This window comes from Amycolatopsis sp. lyj-84, from assembly GCF_046549075.1.
Taxonomy (GTDB): Bacteria; Actinomycetota; Actinomycetes; order Mycobacteriales; family Pseudonocardiaceae; genus Amycolatopsis.
The window spans coordinates 1-18,877 of record NZ_JAJPWO010000020.1; the positions used below are offsets into that span (position 1 = coordinate 1).

At 69.9% G+C, this 18,877-nt stretch carries 19 protein-coding genes; 8 read left to right on the forward strand and 11 right to left on the reverse strand.

The features are described from left to right. Window positions 1–270: 270 nt before the first annotated feature. From mnmA to ACLJRM_RS39680, 4 genes are read right to left on the reverse strand one after another with little or no spacing between them, the layout of a single operon-like run. Window positions 271–1,371: a tRNA 2-thiouridine(34) synthase MnmA gene (gene mnmA / locus ACLJRM_RS39665; RefSeq protein ID WP_410603047.1), complete on the reverse strand. Its 1,101-nt coding sequence runs from the start codon at window positions 1,369–1,371 to the stop codon at window positions 271–273. Between the two features lie 5 nt (window positions 1,372–1,376). Beyond that, a complete protein-coding gene (locus ACLJRM_RS39670) occupies window positions 1,377–2,573 on the reverse strand; it encodes a cysteine desulfurase family protein (protein ID WP_410665995.1) in 1,197 nt (398 codons plus the stop codon). 49 nt (window positions 2,574–2,622) lie between these two features. Further along, window positions 2,623–4,008 carry an MFS transporter gene (locus ACLJRM_RS39675; protein ID WP_410665996.1) on the reverse strand — a complete coding sequence of 462 codons (1,386 nt, stop codon included), beginning with the start codon at window positions 4,006–4,008 and terminating at the stop codon, window positions 2,623–2,625. 33 nt (window positions 4,009–4,041) lie between these two features. After that, window positions 4,042–5,310, reverse strand: a complete 1,269-nt coding sequence (locus tag ACLJRM_RS39680) for a LuxR C-terminal-related transcriptional regulator (RefSeq protein WP_410665997.1) — start codon at window positions 5,308–5,310, stop codon at window positions 4,042–4,044. A 135-nt stretch (window positions 5,311–5,445) separates the two neighbouring features. On the opposite strand from ACLJRM_RS39680, the gene ACLJRM_RS39685 reads away from it, so the two are divergent. Further along, window positions 5,446–6,336, forward strand: a complete 891-nt coding sequence (locus tag ACLJRM_RS39685; protein WP_410665998.1) for an NADP-dependent oxidoreductase — start codon at window positions 5,446–5,448, stop codon at window positions 6,334–6,336. A gap of 87 nt (window positions 6,337–6,423) precedes the next feature. Here ACLJRM_RS39685 and ACLJRM_RS39690 read toward each other — a convergent pair whose 3' ends face one another. From ACLJRM_RS39690 to ACLJRM_RS39705, 4 genes are all read right to left on the reverse strand, one after another. Next, complete coding sequence (locus ACLJRM_RS39690) at window positions 6,424–7,347, reverse strand: lysophospholipid acyltransferase family protein (protein WP_101609981.1); 924 nt, start codon at window positions 7,345–7,347, stop codon at window positions 6,424–6,426. Then, window positions 7,344–8,126 (reverse strand): GNAT family N-acetyltransferase, encoded by a 783-nt coding sequence (locus ACLJRM_RS39695; RefSeq protein ID WP_101609983.1) that lies wholly within the window; start codon window positions 8,124–8,126, stop codon window positions 7,344–7,346. Before ACLJRM_RS39695 ends, ACLJRM_RS39690 begins: the two co-directional genes overlap by 4 nt. Window positions 8,127–8,299: 173 nt before the next feature. Beyond that, on the reverse strand, window positions 8,300–9,259 hold the full coding sequence (locus ACLJRM_RS39700; RefSeq protein WP_101609984.1) for an electron transfer flavoprotein subunit alpha/FixB family protein: 960 nt from the start codon (window positions 9,257–9,259) through the stop codon (window positions 8,300–8,302). A 26-nt stretch (window positions 9,260–9,285) separates the two neighbouring features. Further along, on the reverse strand, window positions 9,286–10,071 hold the full coding sequence (locus tag ACLJRM_RS39705; protein ID WP_101609985.1) for an electron transfer flavoprotein subunit beta/FixA family protein: 786 nt from the start codon (window positions 10,069–10,071) through the stop codon (window positions 9,286–9,288). A gap of 243 nt (window positions 10,072–10,314) precedes the next feature. On the opposite strand from ACLJRM_RS39705, the gene ACLJRM_RS39710 reads away from it, so the two are divergent. After that, window positions 10,315–11,166 (forward strand): DegV family protein, encoded by an 852-nt coding sequence (locus ACLJRM_RS39710; RefSeq protein ID WP_101609987.1) that lies wholly within the window; start codon window positions 10,315–10,317, stop codon window positions 11,164–11,166. Here ACLJRM_RS39710 and ACLJRM_RS39715 read toward each other — a convergent pair. Continuing rightward, window positions 11,147–11,587 carry a hypothetical protein gene (locus ACLJRM_RS39715; RefSeq protein ID WP_101609989.1) on the reverse strand — a complete coding sequence of 147 codons (441 nt, stop codon included), beginning with the start codon at window positions 11,585–11,587 and terminating at the stop codon, window positions 11,147–11,149. The genes ACLJRM_RS39710 and ACLJRM_RS39715 overlap by 20 nt on opposite strands. A gap of 94 nt (window positions 11,588–11,681) precedes the next feature. Between ACLJRM_RS39715 and ACLJRM_RS39720 the strand changes: the two genes are divergently transcribed. The 6 genes from ACLJRM_RS39720 to ACLJRM_RS39745 all read left to right on the forward strand — a co-directional run bounded on the left by ACLJRM_RS39720 (window position 11,682) and on the right by ACLJRM_RS39745 (window position 17,379). Then, the gene (locus tag ACLJRM_RS39720; RefSeq protein WP_101609991.1) at window positions 11,682–12,455 is read left to right on the forward strand and encodes a class I SAM-dependent methyltransferase; all 774 of its coding nucleotides are present in this window, start codon (window positions 11,682–11,684) and stop codon (window positions 12,453–12,455) included. Beyond that, on the forward strand, window positions 12,452–13,963 hold the full coding sequence (locus ACLJRM_RS39725) for a 1,4-alpha-glucan branching protein domain-containing protein (protein WP_410665999.1): 1,512 nt from the start codon (window positions 12,452–12,454) through the stop codon (window positions 13,961–13,963). The genes ACLJRM_RS39720 and ACLJRM_RS39725 overlap by 4 nt, the downstream gene beginning before the upstream one ends. Window positions 13,964–13,976: 13 nt before the next feature. Continuing rightward, window positions 13,977–14,465 (forward strand): glutathione peroxidase, encoded by a 489-nt coding sequence (locus ACLJRM_RS39730; protein ID WP_101609995.1) that lies wholly within the window; start codon window positions 13,977–13,979, stop codon window positions 14,463–14,465. Between the two features lie 277 nt (window positions 14,466–14,742). Then, a complete protein-coding gene (locus ACLJRM_RS39735) occupies window positions 14,743–15,804 on the forward strand; it encodes a hypothetical protein (protein ID WP_101609996.1) in 1,062 nt (353 codons plus the stop codon). After that, window positions 15,804–16,034 carry a hypothetical protein gene (locus ACLJRM_RS39740; protein ID WP_410666000.1) on the forward strand — a complete coding sequence of 77 codons (231 nt, stop codon included), beginning with the start codon at window positions 15,804–15,806 and terminating at the stop codon, window positions 16,032–16,034. The genes ACLJRM_RS39735 and ACLJRM_RS39740 overlap by 1 nt, the downstream gene beginning before the upstream one ends. A gap of 91 nt (window positions 16,035–16,125) precedes the next feature. Further along, the gene (locus tag ACLJRM_RS39745; RefSeq protein ID WP_101610000.1) at window positions 16,126–17,379 is read left to right on the forward strand and encodes a glycosyltransferase family 4 protein; all 1,254 of its coding nucleotides are present in this window, start codon (window positions 16,126–16,128) and stop codon (window positions 17,377–17,379) included. A 418-nt stretch (window positions 17,380–17,797) separates the two neighbouring features. Here the strand turns inward: ACLJRM_RS39745 and ACLJRM_RS39750 are convergent, their stop codons facing one another. Together ACLJRM_RS39750 and ACLJRM_RS39755 are read right to left on the reverse strand one after the other, a co-directional pair. Continuing rightward, entirely contained in the window at window positions 17,798–17,929 is a 132-nt protein-coding gene (locus ACLJRM_RS39750) for a hypothetical protein (protein ID WP_410666001.1), read from the reverse strand. A gap of 119 nt (window positions 17,930–18,048) precedes the next feature. Further along, window positions 18,049–18,834: a class I SAM-dependent methyltransferase gene (locus ACLJRM_RS39755; protein WP_410666002.1), complete on the reverse strand. Its 786-nt coding sequence runs from the start codon at window positions 18,832–18,834 to the stop codon at window positions 18,049–18,051. Window positions 18,835–18,877 lie beyond the last annotated feature (43 nt).

Sequence of the window (18,877 nt, forward strand, 5' to 3'; positions counted from 1 at the left end):
CGCCCGCACCGCACCCCAAAAACGCACCCGCACCGAACGCGGCAACACGAACCCGCCAGCCACCACAAACTCCCAGCTCACGAAGGATGTTGCAACGACCGCATGAATCCGCCCCACTTTCGGGACACCACACGTCGCGAAAGTGGCTTTCGCGACACGCCTCGCTCCCTACCGCCGGAGCGATGGCACCGCTGACCCGCCGCAAGTAGTCCTCTGGTTGCGGTAGTTGCACGCAAGGACCGCAACTAGAGGACTACTTGCGGAAGGGAGTTAGCGGGTCCCCGAGATCTTCGCGCTTCCCAACACGAGATCGCCTTCGGCCGCGTCGGTGCGGTACAGCACGACGACCTGTCCCGGCGCGACCCCCCGCAGCGGCTCGCGAAGCTGAACCGTCACGGAGTCACCCGAGTCGCCCGAAACCTCGGCGACGGCCTCCACGATCCCGCCGTGCGCGCGCACCTGGACGACGCATTCGGTCGGGCCGTCCAGCGGCCGCTCGCTCGGCCAGATCGGGCGGTTCGCCTCGATCACGTTCACGCCGAGATCCCGCGCGGAACCGACCTTCACGGTGCCCGAAACCGGCTCCAGCGACAGCACGTAGCGCGGCCGCCCGTCCGGCGCCGGCGCCTCGATGCCGAGTCCCTTGCGCTGGCCGACGGTGAACCCGTGCACGCCGGTGTGCTCACCGAGCACGGCGCCGGTCTCGGCGTCGACGAGCTGCCCGGGACGCTGGCCGAGGCGCTTCTCCAGGAAGCTCTTCGTGTCGCCATCCGGGATGAAGCAGATGTCGTGGCTGTCCGGCTTCTTCGCCACCGACAGGCCGCGGCTCTCGGCCTCGGCGCGCACGTCGGTCTTCCACGAATCACCCAGCGGGAACAGCGAATGCCGCAGCTGCTCCGGGGTCAGCGAGGCCAGAACGTAGGACTGGTCCTTGCCGGAGTCCACACTGCGCCGCAGCTCCGGCACACCGTCCACAACGGACAGACGGGCGTAGTGCCCGGTCGCGACCGCGTCGAAGCCGAGCGCCATCGCCTTGTCCAGCAGCGCCTCGAACTTGATCTTCTCGTTGCAGGTGACGCACGGGTTCGGCGTCCGGCCGGCGGCGTACTCGCCGACGAAGGTCTCGATGACCTCTTCGGTGAAGCGCTCGGCGAAGTCCCAGATGTAGAAGGGGATGCCGAGGACGTCGGCCGCTCGCCGCGCGTCGCCCGAGTCTTCGATCGTGCAGCAGCCGCGGGAGCCCGTGCGCAGCGTGCCGGGCTTCGCCGACAGCGCCAGGTGCACGCCGACGACCTCGTGCCCGGCGTCCACGGCGCGCGCGGCGGCCACCGCCGAGTCCACTCCCCCGCTCATCGCGGCCAGTACGCGCATCTTCCTCACACCTCTTGCTTCTGCGTCTGCTTGCGCATTCCGGCGAGTCCCGCCTGCCTCGCCCTGTCGACGACGCCCGCGATCTCCCTCGAAACCGCTTCAACGTCTTCCGGTGCCGAGGTATGCCCGAACGAGAACCGCAGCGACCCGCGCGCGGCCGCCGGATCGGCACCCATGGCCAGCAGCACGTGGCTCGGTTGCGCGACACCCGCCGTGCACGCCGATCCAGTGGAACATTCGATGCCCTTGGCGTCCAAAAGCATTAACAGACTGTCACCCGCGCAACCGGGGAAAGTGAAGTGGGCGTGCGTCGGCAGGCGCTCGCCTTCACCGCCGTTGAGCAGCGCGTCCGGCACCTCGCGCCGGACGGCCTCGACCAGGTCGTCCCGCAGCTCGGCGACGCGTTTGGCGTACTCCTCGCGGCCTTCGACCGTGGCCTTCACCGCCGTCGCGAACGCGATCACCGCGGGCACATCGAGGGTGCCCGAACGCACACTGCGCTCCTGGCCACCGCCGTGCAGGACCGGCACGCAGGCGGTGTCGCGGCCGAGCAGCAGCGCGCCGACGCCGTACGGGCCGCCCAGTTTGTGCGCGGTCAGGGTCAGCGCGGCGGCCCCGCTCCTGGCGAAGTCGACCGGCACCGCGCCGACGGCCTGGACGGCGTCGGTGTGCAGCGGGATCTCGTGCTCGGCGCAGACGGCGGAGAGCCCGGCGATCGGGTTGACCGTGCCGACCTCGTTGTTCGCCCACATCACGGTGGCCAGCGCGACCGTCTCGGGGCTGTCGCCGATGGCGGCGCGCATCGACTCCGGGGACACCCGGCCGTCCTGGTCGACCTCGACCCAGACGATCTCGGCGTCCGCGTGCTGCTCCAGCCATTCGACGGAGTCGAGGACGGCGTGGTGCTCGACGGTGCTGCACAGCACCCGGCGGCGCTTCGGGTCCTCGCCGTTGCGGGCCCAGAAGATGCCCTTGACCGCGAGATTGTCGCTCTCCGTGCCACCGCCGGTGAAGATCACCTCGGACGGCCTGGCGCCCAGCGCCTCCGCGATCACCTCGCGGGCCTCTTCGACCTTGCGGCGGGCCCGGCGACCCGAGGAATGCAGCGCGGAGGCGTTGCCCACTGTGGACAGCGCCTCGGACATCGCCGCTACGGCTTCGGGCAACATCGGGGTGGTCGCCGCGTGGTCGAGATAGGTCATGGCCATACCAGGGTAGACCGCTCCGGGGCGTGACCAAGCCCACCCTGTGTCAGCGGGTGGTGCCGCTCATAGCCGACGGCCACCGGCCGGTCAGCCGCACGCCGAGCAGCGCGATGCCGGTCAGCAGCACCGAAAGCACCAGGATCGCCACCGAAGGCTCCTTCGCCGACGCCACCGAGGCGAGCAGAACTCCACCCAAACCGATGGTCAGGGCCGATCCGACCCAGTCGCCGAGCTGCAGCGCCGAGGTGTTGAACCCGCGTTCGGCCTCCGGCGAGTAGCGCAGCAGCAGAACCGAGATCGCGGGCATCGCGATGCCCATCCCGGCGCCGCCGACCGCCGACGCCACGAACGCCATCCAGCCGGGGAACGAGGGCAGCGGGACGAAGACGAAGATCGCCAGACCGGCCGCGACCAGCGCGAACCCGGCCTGCAGGGACGTCTCGCGCGACCAGTCGAGCCTGCGGCCCTGCAGCATCGACCCCGCCGACCAGCCCAGCGCGGTCACCGTCAGGGGCAGCCCGGCCAGCGCGGGGCTGTAACCGTGGACCTCGGTCATCGTGAGCGGCAGGTACGCCTCCATTCCGGCGTACGCGCCCGCGATCAGCGCGCGGGAGGCGATCACTGTCGGCAACCCCGGCCGCGACGTCAGCGTGCCGGCGGGCAGGAGTTTGCGGAGTGCGTACGCCAGGGCGACGAGCCCGGCGCCGCCGTAGGCCAGTGCCGCGAGAGACGGATGCTGCGCCGCCCAGGTGAGCGCGGCGACGCCGAGGGCGGCGACCACCGCGGGCACCACCCCGGCGCGGCTCGCGGATTCGCCGGGCACGTGGGCGGGCAGCTTGCGCGTGACCAGCACCAGCAGCGCGAGCCCGATCCCGGTCAGCGGGATGAGCCCGAGGAACACCCAGCGCCAGCCGACGCTCACGGTCACCACGCCCGCGACCGACGGCCCGATCACCGCGGGCAGCACCCAAGCGGCGGCGTTGGCGGCGTAGATCACCGGGCGCTCGCGGTCGCTGAAGGTGAGCGCGATCAGCAGGGACACCGAGACCAGCAGGAGCCCGGAACCGAAGCCCTGCAACCCGCGGCCGAGCAGGAGCAACGGCATGTCGTGCGCGAGCCCCGCCACCAGCAGCCCGGCGGCGAACAGCGCGGTACCGGCGAGCAGCGCGGGCGCCGGGCCCTTGCGGTCGCCGAGGCGTCCGGAAAGGACGGTCGCGACCACGCTGGCGACCAGGAAGGTGGTGAAGGGCCAGGCGTACAGCGCGAGACCGTCGAGGTCGGCCACCATCGTCGGCATCGCGGTGGCGACGCCCATGCTCTCGAACGCGATGAGCGTGACCATGAGCAGCAGCCCGATCGTGGTCACGCGGTGCTCCGGTGTCCAGAGCACGCCTTTCGGCTTCGGCGCCGCCTTGTCCCCAGTGATCGTCATACGACGAGCCTGCAACCTCCAGCTGGGTGGAGGTCAAGCGCCGACGGACTCCAGGCGCAGTTCCCGCGCCAGCACCGCGGCCTCGCCGCGCGAGGTGACTTCCAGCTTCCCGAGGATCTTCCGCACGTGGAACTTCACCGTGTGCTCGGTCAGCAGCAGCTCCTCGGCGATCTGCCGGTTCCGCTTCCCGCGCGCGATCCCGGCGAGGACTTCGAGTTCACGCGGGTTCAGCCGGTCCAAGGGGCGCAGCTCCGGGGTTTCCTGGACTTCCAGCGGCATCACGGCGGTGATCGTGGCGCCCCAGCCGGGGACGGCGTCGACCTCCCAGCGGCCGCCGAGCGGGGTGATCCGTTCGGTGAGACCGGCCGCGGGCACGGCGCGGGCGACGTCCGGGCCGTCGTCGCGCACGGTGATCCGGAGGGCCTGGCCGTCGAGCTGCCAGGACGCGCGGACGCGGGTGCTGCCCCGCTCCAGCGCGGCGAGCACGAGCCCGCGGGTGACCGTGCGCGCGGTGTGCGCGATGTCCTGCGGGAGCGAACGTTCGTCGCCGGGCCCGGCGAGGTCGACGGTCACGTCGTTGTGGCGTACCAAGGGATCCAGCTGCGCGACGAGAGTGTCGAAGGCCGCCGACGCCGGTTCCGCCGAAAGCTCCTGGTCGCGGTCCGCGATCGAGCGCAGTTCGACCAGCGAAGCCGCGGCGAGGTCGGTCGCGGCCTGGCGGGCGGCGGCGTCGCCGAGACGCCGGGACCGCAGCACCGAAAGCAACGACGCCAAGGCCGTCGCGTGGGTCTGCCCGAGATCGGTGATCGCCCGCGCCCGCGCGGTCGCGGCCGCCAGGTTGCTCGCGAGGATCTCGGGTTCGGGATCGGTGGCCCGCTGGGCGGCGTTCACGCTGACGATGTCCCACAGCTTCGCGACGATCCCGAGCGCACGGTCGTCGGGCGCGTCCCCGGTGGGGACGAGCGCGATCATCGCGCCCTTGCCGATCACCGGGGCCGAGCTCAGGACGACGAGCTTCCGGCGCTCGCCGCCGAGTGTCTCCTCCACCACCGCGGCCTCGCCGGGGACGCCGAGCGCGGCGAGCCGCCGGAGCTCCGCGCTCGTGACGGCGCCGGTGATCGCCGGATCGCCGTCGACCTTGATCGGCAGGCGGGAGCAGTCACCGGTCTCCATGGCGGCGGCCCGGTGCGGCAGGACGGCCGCGGCCGTCGCCGAGAACCGCGGCAGGAGTTCGTGACGCCGGGCGGCGAGCATGTACTCGACCTGGCTCAGCACGTACAGCGGATCCGACCACTCGTCCATGACTCCACAGTAAGCGCGTTCCCGGTCCGCGACGCTGCTCGCCCGGCTAGTGAACACTGCTCGTCCGGCTGGTTCGGGCGGGGCCGGGCCGCCGGTTGACTGATCGCAGCGAAGAAAGTCCGATGAGGAGTGAACATGCGAGCGATCACCATCACCCAGTACGGCGACACCGACGTCCTCCAGGAGACCGAGGTCGCGCTGCCGGAGCCCGGCCCGGGTCAGGTGCGGGTCGCGGTCAAGGCCGCCGGCGTCAACCCGGTCGACTGGAAGATCCGGTCCGGCGCCATGGCGGAGGTGCGGCCGGTCGAATTCCCGCACATCCTCGGCCTGGAACTGGCGGGCGTGGTGGACGCGGTCGGCGAAGGCGCCGGATTCGCCGTCGGCGACGAGGTCTTCGGCTGGTCCGACACCGGGGCGTACGCGGAGTACGCGCTGGCGACCAACGTCATCCGCAAGCCGGCCGGGCTTTCGTGGCCCGAAGCCGCCGGGCTGCCGATCGTCGGTGAGACGGCGTTGCGCGTGCTGGGCGAACTCGAGGTCAAGCCCGGGGAAACCCTGGTGCTTCACGGGGCGAGCGGCCAGGTCGGCCGGATCGCGACGCAGGCCGCCGTCGCGCTCGGGGCCACGGTCATCGGGCTCGCCGGGACTTCGACCTTGGACGAGGTCGAGGCTCTCGGCGCGCTGCCGGTCCAGTACGGCGACGGGTGGGTGTCGCGGGTCCGGGCGGCGGCCCCGGGCGGCGTGGACGCGGTGTTCGACGCGGCCGGGTTCGGCGTGCTGGCCGATTCCGTGGCACTGCTCGGTTCACCCGACCGGCTGGTCACCATCGCCGACCCGGCGGCGTTCGCGCAGGGGCTGACGTTCTCGGCGGGCGGCTCGGAGACTCCGGCCGTGCTGGAGGATCTGGTCTCTCGGGAGCTGAAGTTGAAGCTGGGGTCGAGTTACAGGCTGGCGGAGGTCGCGGAAGCGCACCGGGAGAGCGCGACCGGGCACGCGAGCGGGAAGATCACGCTGACGCTGGCGTGATGCCGCCGCGTGTCCACCTGGGGGTGCTATGAAAGGCCCGTTACTTGCAAATTTTGCAAGTAACGGGCCTTTCATAGCGCGCGCGAGTTACGGCGAAGGGACTTTCACGACAGGGGCGACCGGAGCAGCGGCAGGAGCGGGAGCGGGCACAGCGGGAGCGGAGGCAGTGCGGCGCCGCCGCGTCTGCACCGGGATCTGCACCCGCCCGAGCGCCGCCTGCACCGCGGATTCCGCCAGCAGCGCCAGCTCCCGCCGGTCCGAAGCGCGTCCCGGCGCGATCTCCGGGCACACGTGCACCTCCAGCACCAGACCGCGCAAAGCCGCCACTCGCCGCAGCGAGGCGATGAGCGACTCCGGTCCAATGAACGCCGGCTGCGTGGTTTCGCGTCCGTCGGCGAGCCGGAAGCGCAGGGCGAGCGGCCGCACCGGGACACCGCCGTCGATCGCGGCCTGGAACGCCGCCGGGCGGAAGCGGCCGGAGCCCAGTCCGCACCAGGTGGTGCCCTCCGGCGTCACACTGACGAGTGATCCGCCGCGCATCGCGCCGGCGAGTTCGTCCATCGTCGCGGGCAGGCTGCGCAGGTTCTCCCGGTCGAGGAAGATGCTGCCGCCGCGGCGGACCAGCAGGCCGAGTACCGGCCAGGCGCCGACCTCTTTCTTGGCGAGCGCCCGCATCGGCTGGATGGCGTTCACCGCGATGATGTCCAGCCACGAGATGTGGTTGTTCACCACCAGCGCGCCACGGCCGGGCACGGCGCGGAAACGTTCGTCGCCGAGGACGCGCAGCCGTACCCCGAAGGACTTCAGGATCCCTGCGAACAGCAGGCGCACCAACCGTTCCCGGGGCCTGCCGCGCAGCACGAGCACCAGCGGCGCGGTCAGGAAGGCCCCGGCGATGACGCCGATCGCCGCGGCGAAGCGCAGGACGCGCCGCGGGAACGCCACCGTCGGCGCCCCTTCGCTCAGACATCCGTCGCCACACGGCGATTTCGGCATCCAGGCGTGAGTCATCCCTGTACTCCCAGGAAGAACTTGAGATAACGCTCGTCGACGTTGTGCAGGTCCAGCAGGACGAAGAAGTCCGCGACACCGAAATCCTCGTCCAGCGCGGGCGGACCGTAGACCTTGGCGCCCAGGCGCGTGTACCCCTTGATGAGCGGCGGCAGGATCGCCCGCGCGGGCCGCTCGACGCCCTCGGTCCGCCACGGGTTCAGCGGGGTCACCCGGAGCGACTCGTCCGCGTAGTGCTTGGCGCGCAGGACATCCCAGACGCCCGCCGCGTATTCCCCGCCGCCGGTCAGCGGCACGGACGCGCAGCCCGCGAGGTAGCGGTGCCCGGCCAGCAGCATGTAGCGGCCGATGCCCGCCCAGACGAGGCTCACCACGGCGCCGCTGCGGTGGTCGGGGTGCACGCACGAGCGGCCCGTCTCGACCAGCGAAGGACGCAGTGAATCGAGTGCCGTGAGGTCGAATTCGCTGTCGGAGTAGAGCTTTCCGGCCCGCGTCGCCCGATCGGGCGGCAGCATCCGGTACGTGCCCACGATCTCGCCGGTGTTGTCGTCCCGCACCACGAGGTGATCGCAGAACTCGTCGAAGTAATCGACGTCGAGTCCGGGTACGGGCGAATTGAGCGTCGCTCCCATTTCCTCGGCGAACACCCGGTGACGAAGGCGTTGCGCGGCAACGACTTCTTCGTTTCCGTTGGCGACGAGGAGCGAGTAGCGCGGCGCGTCGGCCGGGAGTTCGACACCTGCCTGGTCAGTACTGACGAGGAGCTGTGACGTCGTCATAAGCAAGGTCTACCCCTCGGGGGGTACCAACGACAATGCGCCCGATGGCCGAATAGTGCACGTTCAGTTAAATGCGGGTTCTCAGGCTTCTCTCAGGGTGGAACATCACTTTCGGATCACAGAAAAGGGGCCGCCCGGGAAAGAAATCCCGGACGGCCCCTTCAGGGTGAAACTCAGCCCTTGCGCTTCTTGACCTCGTCGGTCAGCTGCGGCGCGACGTTGAACAGGTCGCCCACCACACCGAAGTCGGCGATCTCGAAGATCGGCGCCTCGGCGTCCTTGTTGACCGCGATGATGGTCTTCGACGTCTGCATGCCCGCCCGGTGCTGGATCGCCCCGGAGATGCCCAGCGCGATGTACAGCTGCGGCGAGACCGTCTTACCGGTCTGGCCGACCTGGAACTGCGCCGGGTAGTAGCCCGAGTCGACGGCGGCGCGGGAAGCGCCGACGGCGGCACCGAGCGAGTCGGCGAGCGTCTCGACGACGTCGAACTTGTCGGCCGAGCCGACACCGCGGCCACCGGAGACGACGACCGAGGCCTCGGTCAGCTCCGGACGGTCGCCGCCGACGATCGGCTCGATGCCGGTGATCTTGGCGGACTTCGCCGGGTCACCCGCGGGGACCTCGACGGTCTCCTCGGCGGCCGCACCCTCGGCCTGGGACGCCTCGACAGCGCCGGGGCGGACCGAGATGACCGGGACACCCTTGGTGGACTTGGCCTTGACGGAGAACGCGCCACCGAAGATGGACTGGTCGACGCTGCCGTCGCCGTTCACGCCGACGGCGTCGTACAGCAGACCGGAGCCGAGGCGGACCGCGACACGGGCGGACACCTCCTTGCCCTCGGCGCTGGCCGCGACGAGCACGGCGGCCGGGGAGGTCCGCTCCGCGAGCGCGGCGAGGACATCCACCTTGGGGGTGACCAGGAAGCCGGTGGCGTTGTCGCCCTCGGCGACGTACACCTTGGCGGCGCCGTGTGCGGCGAGAGCTTCCTTCGCCTTGGCGGCGGTGCCGGTCGGGCCGACGACGACCGCGGACGGCTCACCGAGCTCGCGAGCGGCGGTCAGCAGCTCGAGCGTGACCTTCTTGACTTCACCGTCGACGTGGTCGACGAGGACGAGTACTTCAGCCATTTCCCTATTCCTCCTCGAAACCTGTCTCAGATGAGCTTCTGCGCGACCAGGTAAGCGGCCACCTTGCTGCCGCCGTCACCCTCGTCCTCGACGCGCTCACCGGCGGTGCGCGGCGGCTTCGGAGTGGCTTCGAGCACCGACGACCAGGCGTTGCCGAGGCCGACCTCGCCCGCGTCGAGACCGAGGTCCGCGACGGTCAGCGTCTCGACCGGCTTCTTCTTCGCGGCCATGATGCCCTTGAAGGAGGGGTAGCGCGGCTCGTTGATCTTCTCGCCGACACTCACCAGCGCGGGCAGGTTCGCCTCGAGGTGCGTGACACCGTCCTCGGTGTAGCGGTCGGCCTTGATCGAGGTGCCGTCGACGGTCAGCTCGTTCACGTGGGTCAGCTGCGGCAGGCCGAGCAGCTCGGCGATGATCGCCGGCACGGCGCCACCGCGGCCGTCGGAGGCCTCGTTCCCGGTGATGACCAGGTCGTAGCCTTCGACCTTGCCGATCGCGGCGGCCAGCACCTTGGCGGTGGCGATCGCGTCGGAGCCGTGAAGCGCTTCGTCGGAGACGTGGATGGCCTTGTCGGCGCCCATGGACAGCGCCTTGCGGATCGCGTCGGTCGCGCGGTCGGGACCCACCGAGACGACGGTGACCTCGCCCTCGCCGGCTTCCTTGATCTTCAGGGCTTCTTCGACGGCCTTCTCGTTGATCTCGTCGAGCACGGCGTCGGCGGATTCGCGGTCAAGAGTGTTGTCGGCACCGGAGAGCTTCCGCTCCGAGTAGGTGTCCGGTACCTGCTTGACCAGGACAACGATGTTCGTCATGGGTCTACTTCGACCTCCCGTTGGTGGCCGGCGTCGGCCACGGGGCAACAGCTCTACTGGCCGGTAGATTAGGGCCATTTCGGCGCCGCGGCCCGCCGAGGTGACCTCATTCACCTGGATGCACGTTTTAGTGGGACCATCGTCCAGGTAATTCACCCGGAAGTGAGTGTAACCGGCCGACTAACCCGAACGGCCGTATTCCGGGGTACTCCCGGCGAGGGTGACGGGCTAACGTGCCCCACCATGCGTTCCATGCCCGGCCCTGTCGCCGTGATCACGGACTCGACCTCCTGCCTCCCCGTCCCGGTCGCCGAACGCTGGGGAATCGGCGTCGTTCAGGTCCAATTACAGGTCGGCGAGCAGTTCGACGAGGAGAACCGCTACGACCGCGACGAAGTCATCGGACAGCTGCGCGCCGGGACCCCGGTGAAGACGGCGCCTCCGGAGGTCGCCGCGTTCTTCTGGGCGTTCCAGGACGCCGCGAGCAAGGGCGCCTCGGCGATCGTCAGCGTCCACATCTCGGGACGGATGTCGGAGACGGTGAACGCCGCCCGCGAGGCCGCCCAGCAGGTGAACATCCCCGTCCACGTCCTCGACAGCGGGACCACGGGGATGAGCCTCGGTTTCGCGGCGACCTCGGCGGCCAAGGTCGCCGCCGCCGGCGGGCAGGCCACTCGGGTGATCGACGCGGCCGAGCGCCGGTTCCGGGGCAGCCGGGAGATCCTCTACGTCGACACGCTGGAGTTCCTGCGGCGCGGCGGCCGGATCGGCGCGGCGCAGGCGTTCCTCGGCTCCGCGTTCTCGATCAAACCCCTGCTGACGCTGAAGAACGGCGAGGTCGCCCCACTGACCAGGGTGCCGGGCCAGCGGAGGGCGCTCAACAAACTCGTCGACCTCGCGGTGGACTGCGCGGGTGATCAGGACGTCGAGGTCGCCATCACCCGGTTCGGCCCCGACGAACGCGACCTGGAGATCGGCGGGCGGTTGCGGGCCCGGCTGCCGCATATGGTCGACAGCACCCTGGTCGACGCCAGCATGATCCTCGGCGCCCACCTCGGTCCCGGCGCGATCGGCATCACGGTGTCCCCGGTGTAGGTCCTTCTTTCGAATTCGGCTCAAGCCCCGGGATCAGCACCAGAACCAGCGGGAGAACCGCGCCCAGCGCCGTCGTCGCGACGATCAGCACCTGGTCCACCGGCTCGAAATGCGAGACGTGGCCCAGGTGATAGAGGAAGTGCGGCAGTCCGAAGAGGAAGGTCGCCAGCGCCGCGAGCCTGGCCACGGCGGTCGTCCCGATCACGGCCGCGCCGATCAGGATGGCGGAAAGCGCCAGGTTGAGGCCACCGAAGTCGCGGAGCAGGTGTTCGTTGAAGGGGCCGTCCATCGCCACCCAGCCGGTGCGGAAACCGGGGAAGTCGTCGTAGAAACCGCGAGGGCTGAACAGTGGCCAGAGCCCGACGGGCAGTTCGATGAGACCGAAGACGACGAGCAGTACGCGAGTGAGTGTCCGTTGCATACCTCCTGGACTGGACAGCGCCGCGAAACGTGACACCGCAACCAGAGGACGACTTGCGGACGGGATGGAAGTGACCGGCCGGTAGGGTCGCGGCGTGACCACCCCAGCCACCAGGGCCGAAGCGCTGCACCTCACGGGTGAACGCACCGTGCCGGGCATCGCCGAGGAGAATTATTGGTTTCGCCGCCACGAAGCGGCGTATCACCATCTCCTCCCGCTGTGCGAAGGCAAGACCGTCCTGGAGGCGGGCTGCGGCGAGGGCTACGGCGCCGGGCTCATCGCCACCGTCGCCGCGCGGGTGCTCGCGCTCGACTACGACGTGCCCACCACGGAGCACGTCGCCCGCCGCTACCCCGGCATCGGTGTGGCCAGGGCGAACCTGGTGTTCCTGCCGCTGCGGGACGCCTCGATCGACGTGGTCGCCAACTTCCAGGTGATCGAGCATCTCTGGGATCAGGGCGCCTTCCTCGCCGAGTGCCGCCGCGTGCTGGCTCCCGGCGGACGGCTGATCGTCACCACGCCCAACCGGCTGACCTTCACCCCGGACAGCGACACCCCGCTCAACCCGTTCCACACCAGGGAACTCGCACCGTCCGAATTGGACGAACTGCTGCGTGACGCCGGGTTCGAGGTCGAGACGCTGCACGGTCTCCACCATGGCGAAGGCGTCGCGAAGCTCGACGCCGAGTACGGCGGCTCGATCATCGACGCGCAGCTCGACGTCGTCATGGGACAACTGCCCGGCCAGGCGACCTGGCCGCCCGCACTGCTCGCCGACGTCGAAGGCATCCAGGCCGCGGACTTCGCGATCCACGGCGAAGACCTCGACGCCAGCCTCGACCTCGTCGCCGTGGCGGTGCGGCGATGAGCGAGTACGAGGGCACGTTCTGCCTCGTCGTGCACAGCCACCTGCCGTGGCTGCCGCACCACGGGTCCTGGCCGGTCGGCGAAGAATGGCTTTACCAGGCCTGGGCGCATTCGTACCTGCCGATGGTCGACCTTCTGCGCCGCTTCGCCGACGAGGGCCGCGAAGACGTCCTCACCCTCGGCATGACCCCGATCCTCGCCGCCCAGCTCGATGACCCCTACTGCATCGACGCGTTCCACGACTGGCTCGGGCACTGGCAGCTGCGCGCGTGGCACGCGTCCACGCTCTGGCGCGGCGACCCGCTGCTGCGCGATCTCGCCGCGAGCGAGTACCGGACGGCGACCAGGGCGGCCGAAGAACTCGAAACCCGCTGGCGTCACGGCTTCTCGCCGATCCTCCGGTCCTTTGTGGACAACGGAACGATCGAACTTCTCGGCGGCCCGCTGGCGCATCCGTTCCAGCCGTTGCTCGACCCGGCGGTCCGGGACTTCATGCTGCGCGGCGGCCTCGCCGACACCGCGCTGCGGATCGGACAGCGCCCCGAGGGCATTTGGGCACCTGAATGCGGGTACGCGCCCGGCATGGAAGCCGGGTACGCCGCCGCGGGCGTCCGGCGGTTCATGGTCGACGGGCCTTCCCTGCACGGTGACACCTCGGCCGCGCGCACCGTCGGCGACTCCGACGTCGTCTGCTTCGGCCGCGACCTCGAAGTCACCTACCGCGTCTGGTCGCCGAAGGCCGGCTACCCCGGCAACGCCGCCTACCGCGACTTCCACACCTGGGCGCACGAAGTCGGCCTCAAGCCGTCCCGGGTGACCGGCAAGACCATCGAGCCGCCGGACAAGGCGCCCTATGATCCGGCGATGGCCTCGGGCGTCCTCGGCGGCCACGTCCAGGACTTCGTCGACACCGTCGTCGCGCGGCTGCGCTCGCTCAAGGCCGAGCACGGCCGCGAGTCGCTCGTCGTCGCCGCGTACGACACGGAACTGTTCGGGCACTGGTGGCACGAGGGACCGGCCTGGCTCGAAGGTGTCCTGCGCGCATTGCCCGAGGCGGGCGTCCGCGTCACCACGCTCAAGGGCGCGCTCGAAGCGGGCCACCTCGGCGGGAAGGTCGATCTCCCGGCGTCGTCGTGGGGCTCGGGCAAGGACTGGCGGGTCTGGGACGGCGAGCAGGTCGCCGACATGGTGCGGGACAACACCGCGCTGCAGCACCGGATGCTCGACCTCGTCACCGGGATGGACACGACGACCCGTGACGCCGTCCGCGACCAGGCCGTCGCCGAGGCGATGCTGGCGCTTTCGAGCGACTGGGCGTTCATGGTCACCAAGGACTCCGCCGCCGACTACGCGCGGCGGCGGGCGAAGGCGCACACCGACCGGTTCGACACGCTGGCCGGGCTGCTCCGCGACGGCGCGCACGAGCGGGCCAGGGAGACGGCGGCCGCGTTCCGGCGCGACGACGGGCCGTTCGGGCACGTCGACGCGCGTGATCTGCTGAGGAAATGACGAAAGGGGAATCATGGGGATCCACGACATTCCGCTGAAGACGCTCGCGGACGAGGACACCACGCTCGGCGCGCTCGAGGGCAAGACGCTGCTGGTGGTGAACGTGGCGTCGAAATGCGGCCTGACGCCGCAGTACACCGGACTGGAGAAGCTGCAGGAACGCTACGCGGACAAGGGTTTCTCCGTCGTCGGGTTCCCGTGCAACCAGTTCGCTGGCCAGGAGCCGGGTACCGCCGAGGAGATCCAGACCTTCTGCTCGACGACGTACGGGGTTTCGTTCCCGCTGTTCGCGAAGCTGGACGTCAACGGGGAAAGCCGTCACCCGCTCTACGCCGAGCTGACCAAGGCTGCCGACGCGGAAGGCGCCGCGGGCGACGTGCAGTGGAACTTCGAGAAGTTCCTCGTCTCCCCGTCCGGTGAAGTGGTGGGCCGTTTCCGCCCGCGCACCGAACCCGAGGACGAAACGATCACCAAGGCGATCGAGGCCACCGTCGGCGCCTGATCGATTCTTTGCCACGGGCGGGTTCGGAGTGTTCTCTCCGAACCCGCCCGTTTCCTTTTCCGGCACACTGAGGACCAAAGTCCCCGAATGCCCCGCCGTCTCGCGCGATGGCCGGTGGATCGATCACAAACCCTTGCCACACAAGGGAAATCTTGACATACGAGAATGAAGCGATCTACCCGATTGCACTATGGCGCGACCCCTCGCGCAGGGGAAGACTCTTTCGTCGGGGCTCCCGCACTTGTCAACGCCGACAACCAGGAAAAGTGTGGCTGAAATGATCGAAAACAATATGATCCCTGACGAGTTCCTCTCCCTCGCGAGTGTGCAGGCCGCGGAAGAGGACGCGTTGCTCAGCAGACAGAACGTCGTGGGTGTCGCGCTCGGCACGAAATGGTCGGGCGGCACGGACACCGGGGAAAAGGCGATCACGGTCCTGGTCGACACGAAACTGCCGCACGAGATGGTCCGCGAAGACGACCTCGTCCCCGCGACGCTGGCGGGTGTCCCCGTCGACGTGCAGGAGGTCGGCGTGCTGCAGGCGGGCCGCAGCATCGCGCCGCCGAAGGTGAACGGCTCCCCCACCCTGCTCGAAGACCCGCCGGCCCAGATGCTGAGCAGGCCCGACGAACTCGCCCGCGAACAGGTCGGCCCGTTCACCCTGGCCAAGCGGTTCCGCCCGGCGTTCGGCGGGCTGAGCGTCGGCCACTTCAAGATCACCGCGGGCACCTACGGCACCGCCGTCTACGACGCCACCGCGCTGCCGGGCAAACCGCCCAGGTACTACATCCTGAGCAACAACCACGTGCTGGCGAACTCCAACGCAGCCGCCATCGGGGACCCGATCCTGCAGCCCGGCCCGTTCGACGGCGGCACCACACCCGCCGACGTCATCGCCAGGCTGAGCCGGTTCGTGCCGATCAAGTTCATCACCTCCGGGCAGCCGGTGCCGGTGAACTTCGTCGACGCGGCCATCGCCGAGGGCCAGTTCCACGACCTGGACCGGCGGATCTTCTGGGTCGGCGACATCAAGGGGACCAACGTCGCGCCCGCGGTCGGCACGATCGTGCAGAAGACCGGCCGGACCACGAACTGGACGACCGGGCGGATCACCAACATCAACGCGACGGTGGACGTCAACTACGGCGGCGGCCGGGTGGCCCGGTTCGCGCAGCAGTTGCTCACCACCGACATGTCGGCCGGTGGCGACTCGGGCAGCCTCGTGGCGGATCTGAGCGAAAACGCCGTCGGCCTGCTGTTCGCGGGTTCGCCCGTGGTCACCGTGATCAACCGGATCACGCTGGTCGAGGCCTCGCTCGGCATCCGGGTGCACCCGTAGTGGCCGACGACAGTGCCGACACCGTCGACGCCGCGCTGATCACCGCGTCGCGCTGGCTCGACGACGTCCCCGGGGTGGTGGGGGTCGGACAGGGCGAGGCCGAGGGGGCACCCACGATCGACGTGTGGGTGACCCCCGGTCACGACCCCGGGCAGCTGCCTTCTCAGCTGCTCGGGGTGCCCGTCCGGGTCCGTGACTCGGACGGTCCGGTGGAAGCCCGGCCGGACTGACCCGCCTCGATGACAGCGCGGTCGCGGGCGGTGATGCCGCCGGGGGCGATCGCCCCGGCGGCGCAGACCGACTCACGAGTAACCTCCACCCATGCGCGTGCTGATGTTGTCGTGGGAGTACCCACCCGTGGTCGTCGGCGGACTCGCACGGCACGTCCACGCCCTGGCCAGGCATCTCGTCCGGCAGGGGCACGACGTGGTCGTCCTGTGCCGTCACACGGCGGGCACCGACGCCGAGACCCACCCGAGGACCGATCGCGTGGTCGAGGGCGTGCGGATCATCCGGGTCGCCGAGGATCCGATGCACGTGACCTTCGAACGGGACCTCGTCGCGTGGACACTGGCCATGGGGCACGCGATGGTCCGCGCCGCGACCGACCTGCTGCGAGGCTGGCAGCCGGACGTCGTGCACGCGCACGACTGGCTGGTCACCCACCCCGCGATCGCGATCGCCGAGGCCGCGCGGGTCCCGCTGGTCGGCACGATCCACGCCACCGAGGCCGGACGGCACTCCGGCTGGCTCTCGCATCCGCTGAACCAGCAGGTTCACTCGGTCGAATGGTGGCTCGCGAACCGCTCGGACGCGCTGATCACCTGTTCGCAGGCCATGCGCCGCGAGGTGTCGCAGCTGTTCGAGGTCGACGGCGACGCGGTCACCGTGATCCACAACGGCATCGAAGAACGCACCTGGCAGGTGCCCGCGGAAGAGGTCGCGCACGCGCGGGAGGTCTACAGCCCCTCCGGCGCGCCGCTGCTGCTCTACTTCGGACGGCTGGAATGGGAGAAGGGCGTGCAGGACCTGCTCGCCGCGCTCCCCCGGATCCGCCGCGCCAAACCGGGGACCAGGCTGGTCGTCGCGGGCAAGGGCAGGCATCTGGAGGAACTGGTCGACCAGGCGCGCAAGCTGCGCGTCCGCCGCGCGGTGGACTTCGTCGGGCACCTGTCCGACCGTGAACTGCGCGCCGTGCTGGCCGCGGCCGACGCCGTCGTGCTGCCCAGCCGGTACGAACCGTTCGGGATCGTCGCGCTGGAAGCCGCCGCCGCGAAGGCGCCGCTCGTGGCGTCAACCGCCGGCGGGCTCGGCGAGGTCGTCGTCGACGGCGAGACCGGCCTGGCGTTCAGCCCCGGCGACGTCGACGCGCTCGGGGACGCCGTCGAAGCGGTGCTGGACGACGAGGTCGCTGCCGCGCGACGGGCGCTGACCGCGCAGTCGCGCCTGGCCGCGGACTTCGACTGGGGCCGGATCGCCGAGGCGACCGCCGCGGTCTACCGGCGGACTCGCGTCGGGGAACCGGTGGAACTGGGCCGCCCGAAGATCGCGACGGGCAACGCGTTCGAGCCGTGATCGGCCGCGCATTCAGAGGTCCACAAGGGACTACAGAATGGGTTCCAATGCCCGATTCAAGCGCTTTGCGCGGTTTAGCACCGGGGTCGTGAGCGATAAAGAGCGCTAGAACGACCTTTACCACTCACGACCTCCCCGCAAACCGCCCAAATCGGGCAAAGATGCGCCGGAAGCGTCCTCAGTGGACATTCGAGGAGCGTGTCAGGCCACGGATGACGAGCCCACTCCGTCACCGCTGCGACCAGCGGACAGCCGACTTTGCCGGAACCCTGGCGCTAGACGCGATGAAGGGGCCCTTCACGACCCACGCGATACGGGGCGGAGGGGAATCCGGGCCGTCGGGGGACCCGGACCCCCCTCCACGAGCGTCGCGGGTCGCGAGGGGCGCGACCCCCGGGACTGCTCTAGGTGACGAAGATCAGAAGTGACAGGGGCGGACACAGTCCGGCTGCGCCGAGACCGTCACCGAAGCCGACACGGCCGGTACGGCGAGGGCGACCGCGAGGACGGCGAAAGCTGTGGCCAAGGCCCTTCTCAACTGCTTCTTCATGGTGGCTCCTCGGAGATCCGGGCGGATTTCCCACCCGGCGCCGAGCATCCGCGCGACCCGCCGCGGAAACAACGGGGGTATCACTAGGTACCGCTACCTAATCGCGGTCCGTGACCGGTTCATCCCTTTCTGCCGGTCAGGATCCTCACCTGGACCGGCTCCACGAAAGGCGCGTGCGGGGAGATCGCCGCGCTGAGCCGCTCCTCGAACCCGGCTCGTTCGTCCGGCTTCGGCAGCCTGTCCTCCGGGGTCGCGGAGTAGACCGCGCCGATGACGAATTCCAGGTCGATCTCGTCCTCGTACTCGACGACCGTCTCTCCCGCGGTGAACCCGGCCGCTTCCAGGCTCGCCCAATAGCGGTCCTGTTCCTCCTGATCGGCCCCGCAGGTGCGCACGAGCGGCTGTCCCAGCCAACCGGACAGATACTCGCGCAACGCCCTCGACCACGGGCTGTCGTGCAGCCACATCGGCGCGCCGTTGGTGATCACGGCGATCCCGCCGCCGGGCCGGACCAGGGAATGAAGGGCGGGGAACAGCGTTTCGCGGTCCATCCAGTGCAGTGCCTGCCCGATGGTGACCACGCCGAGCTTCTCTTTGCCCAGCAAGGCTTCCAGGGCCGGAACGTCACTGTCGGCGCCGACGAGCCACGTCACGTTGGCGATCCCCGCGGCCGCTTTCCTGGCCTGCGCGAGCATGTCCGGCTCGGGATCCATGCCGACGGCCACGCGCGTCCGGCCGGCGAGCGGCAAGGTCAGCTGACCCGTGCCGCAGCCGAGATCCAGTGCCGCGTCATCGGCGGTGAGCCCGAATTCCGCCACCAGCGCGTCCAGGACTCCGGCCGGATAGCCGCGGCGGTAGCGCTGATAGAACTCGGCGACCTCGCCGCTGAACTTGAGGATCGTCATACCCGTGATGATGACCGGGCCCGCGCCCCTCCCGCCGCCGCTT

What these genes read in the sequence shown, in the direction of transcription:
- ACLJRM_RS39705 (WP_101609985.1), bottom strand. Translation starts at nt 10,071, where the DNA reads ATGACGAACATCGTTGTCCTGGTCAAGCAGGTACCGGACACCTACTCG.
- mnmA (WP_410603047.1), bottom strand. Translation starts at nt 1,371, where the DNA reads ATGCGCGTACTGGCCGCGATGAGCGGGGGAGTGGACTCGGCGGTGGCC.
- ACLJRM_RS39710 (WP_101609987.1), top strand. Translation starts at nt 10,315, where the DNA reads ATGCGTTCCATGCCCGGCCCTGTCGCCGTGATCACGGACTCGACCTCC.
- ACLJRM_RS39675 (WP_410665996.1), bottom strand. Translation starts at nt 4,008, where the DNA reads ATGACGATCACTGGGGACAAGGCGGCGCCGAAGCCGAAAGGCGTGCTC.
- ACLJRM_RS39755 (WP_410666002.1), bottom strand. Translation starts at nt 18,834, where the DNA reads ATGACGATCCTCAAGTTCAGCGGCGAGGTCGCCGAGTTCTATCAGCGC.
- ACLJRM_RS39695 (WP_101609983.1), bottom strand. Translation starts at nt 8,126, where the DNA reads ATGACGACGTCACAGCTCCTCGTCAGTACTGACCAGGCAGGTGTCGAA.
- ACLJRM_RS39715 (WP_101609989.1), bottom strand. Translation starts at nt 11,587, where the DNA reads ATGCAACGGACACTCACTCGCGTACTGCTCGTCGTCTTCGGTCTCATC.
- ACLJRM_RS39735 (WP_101609996.1), top strand. Translation starts at nt 14,743, where the DNA reads ATGATCGAAAACAATATGATCCCTGACGAGTTCCTCTCCCTCGCGAGT.
- ACLJRM_RS39680 (WP_410665997.1), bottom strand. Translation starts at nt 5,310, where the DNA reads ATGGACGAGTGGTCGGATCCGCTGTACGTGCTGAGCCAGGTCGAGTAC.
- ACLJRM_RS39750 (WP_410666001.1), bottom strand. Translation starts at nt 17,929, where the DNA reads ATGAAGAAGCAGTTGAGAAGGGCCTTGGCCACAGCTTTCGCCGTCCTC.
- ACLJRM_RS39690 (WP_101609981.1), bottom strand. Translation starts at nt 7,347, where the DNA reads ATGACTCACGCCTGGATGCCGAAATCGCCGTGTGGCGACGGATGTCTG.
- ACLJRM_RS39745 (WP_101610000.1), top strand. Translation starts at nt 16,126, where the DNA reads ATGCGCGTGCTGATGTTGTCGTGGGAGTACCCACCCGTGGTCGTCGGC.
- ACLJRM_RS39725 (WP_410665999.1), top strand. Translation starts at nt 12,452, where the DNA reads ATGAGCGAGTACGAGGGCACGTTCTGCCTCGTCGTGCACAGCCACCTG.
- ACLJRM_RS39730 (WP_101609995.1), top strand. Translation starts at nt 13,977, where the DNA reads ATGGGGATCCACGACATTCCGCTGAAGACGCTCGCGGACGAGGACACC.
- ACLJRM_RS39670 (WP_410665995.1), bottom strand. Translation starts at nt 2,573, where the DNA reads ATGACCTATCTCGACCACGCGGCGACCACCCCGATGTTGCCCGAAGCC.
- ACLJRM_RS39700 (WP_101609984.1), bottom strand. Translation starts at nt 9,259, where the DNA reads ATGGCTGAAGTACTCGTCCTCGTCGACCACGTCGACGGTGAAGTCAAG.
- ACLJRM_RS39685 (WP_410665998.1), top strand. Translation starts at nt 5,446, where the DNA reads ATGCGAGCGATCACCATCACCCAGTACGGCGACACCGACGTCCTCCAG.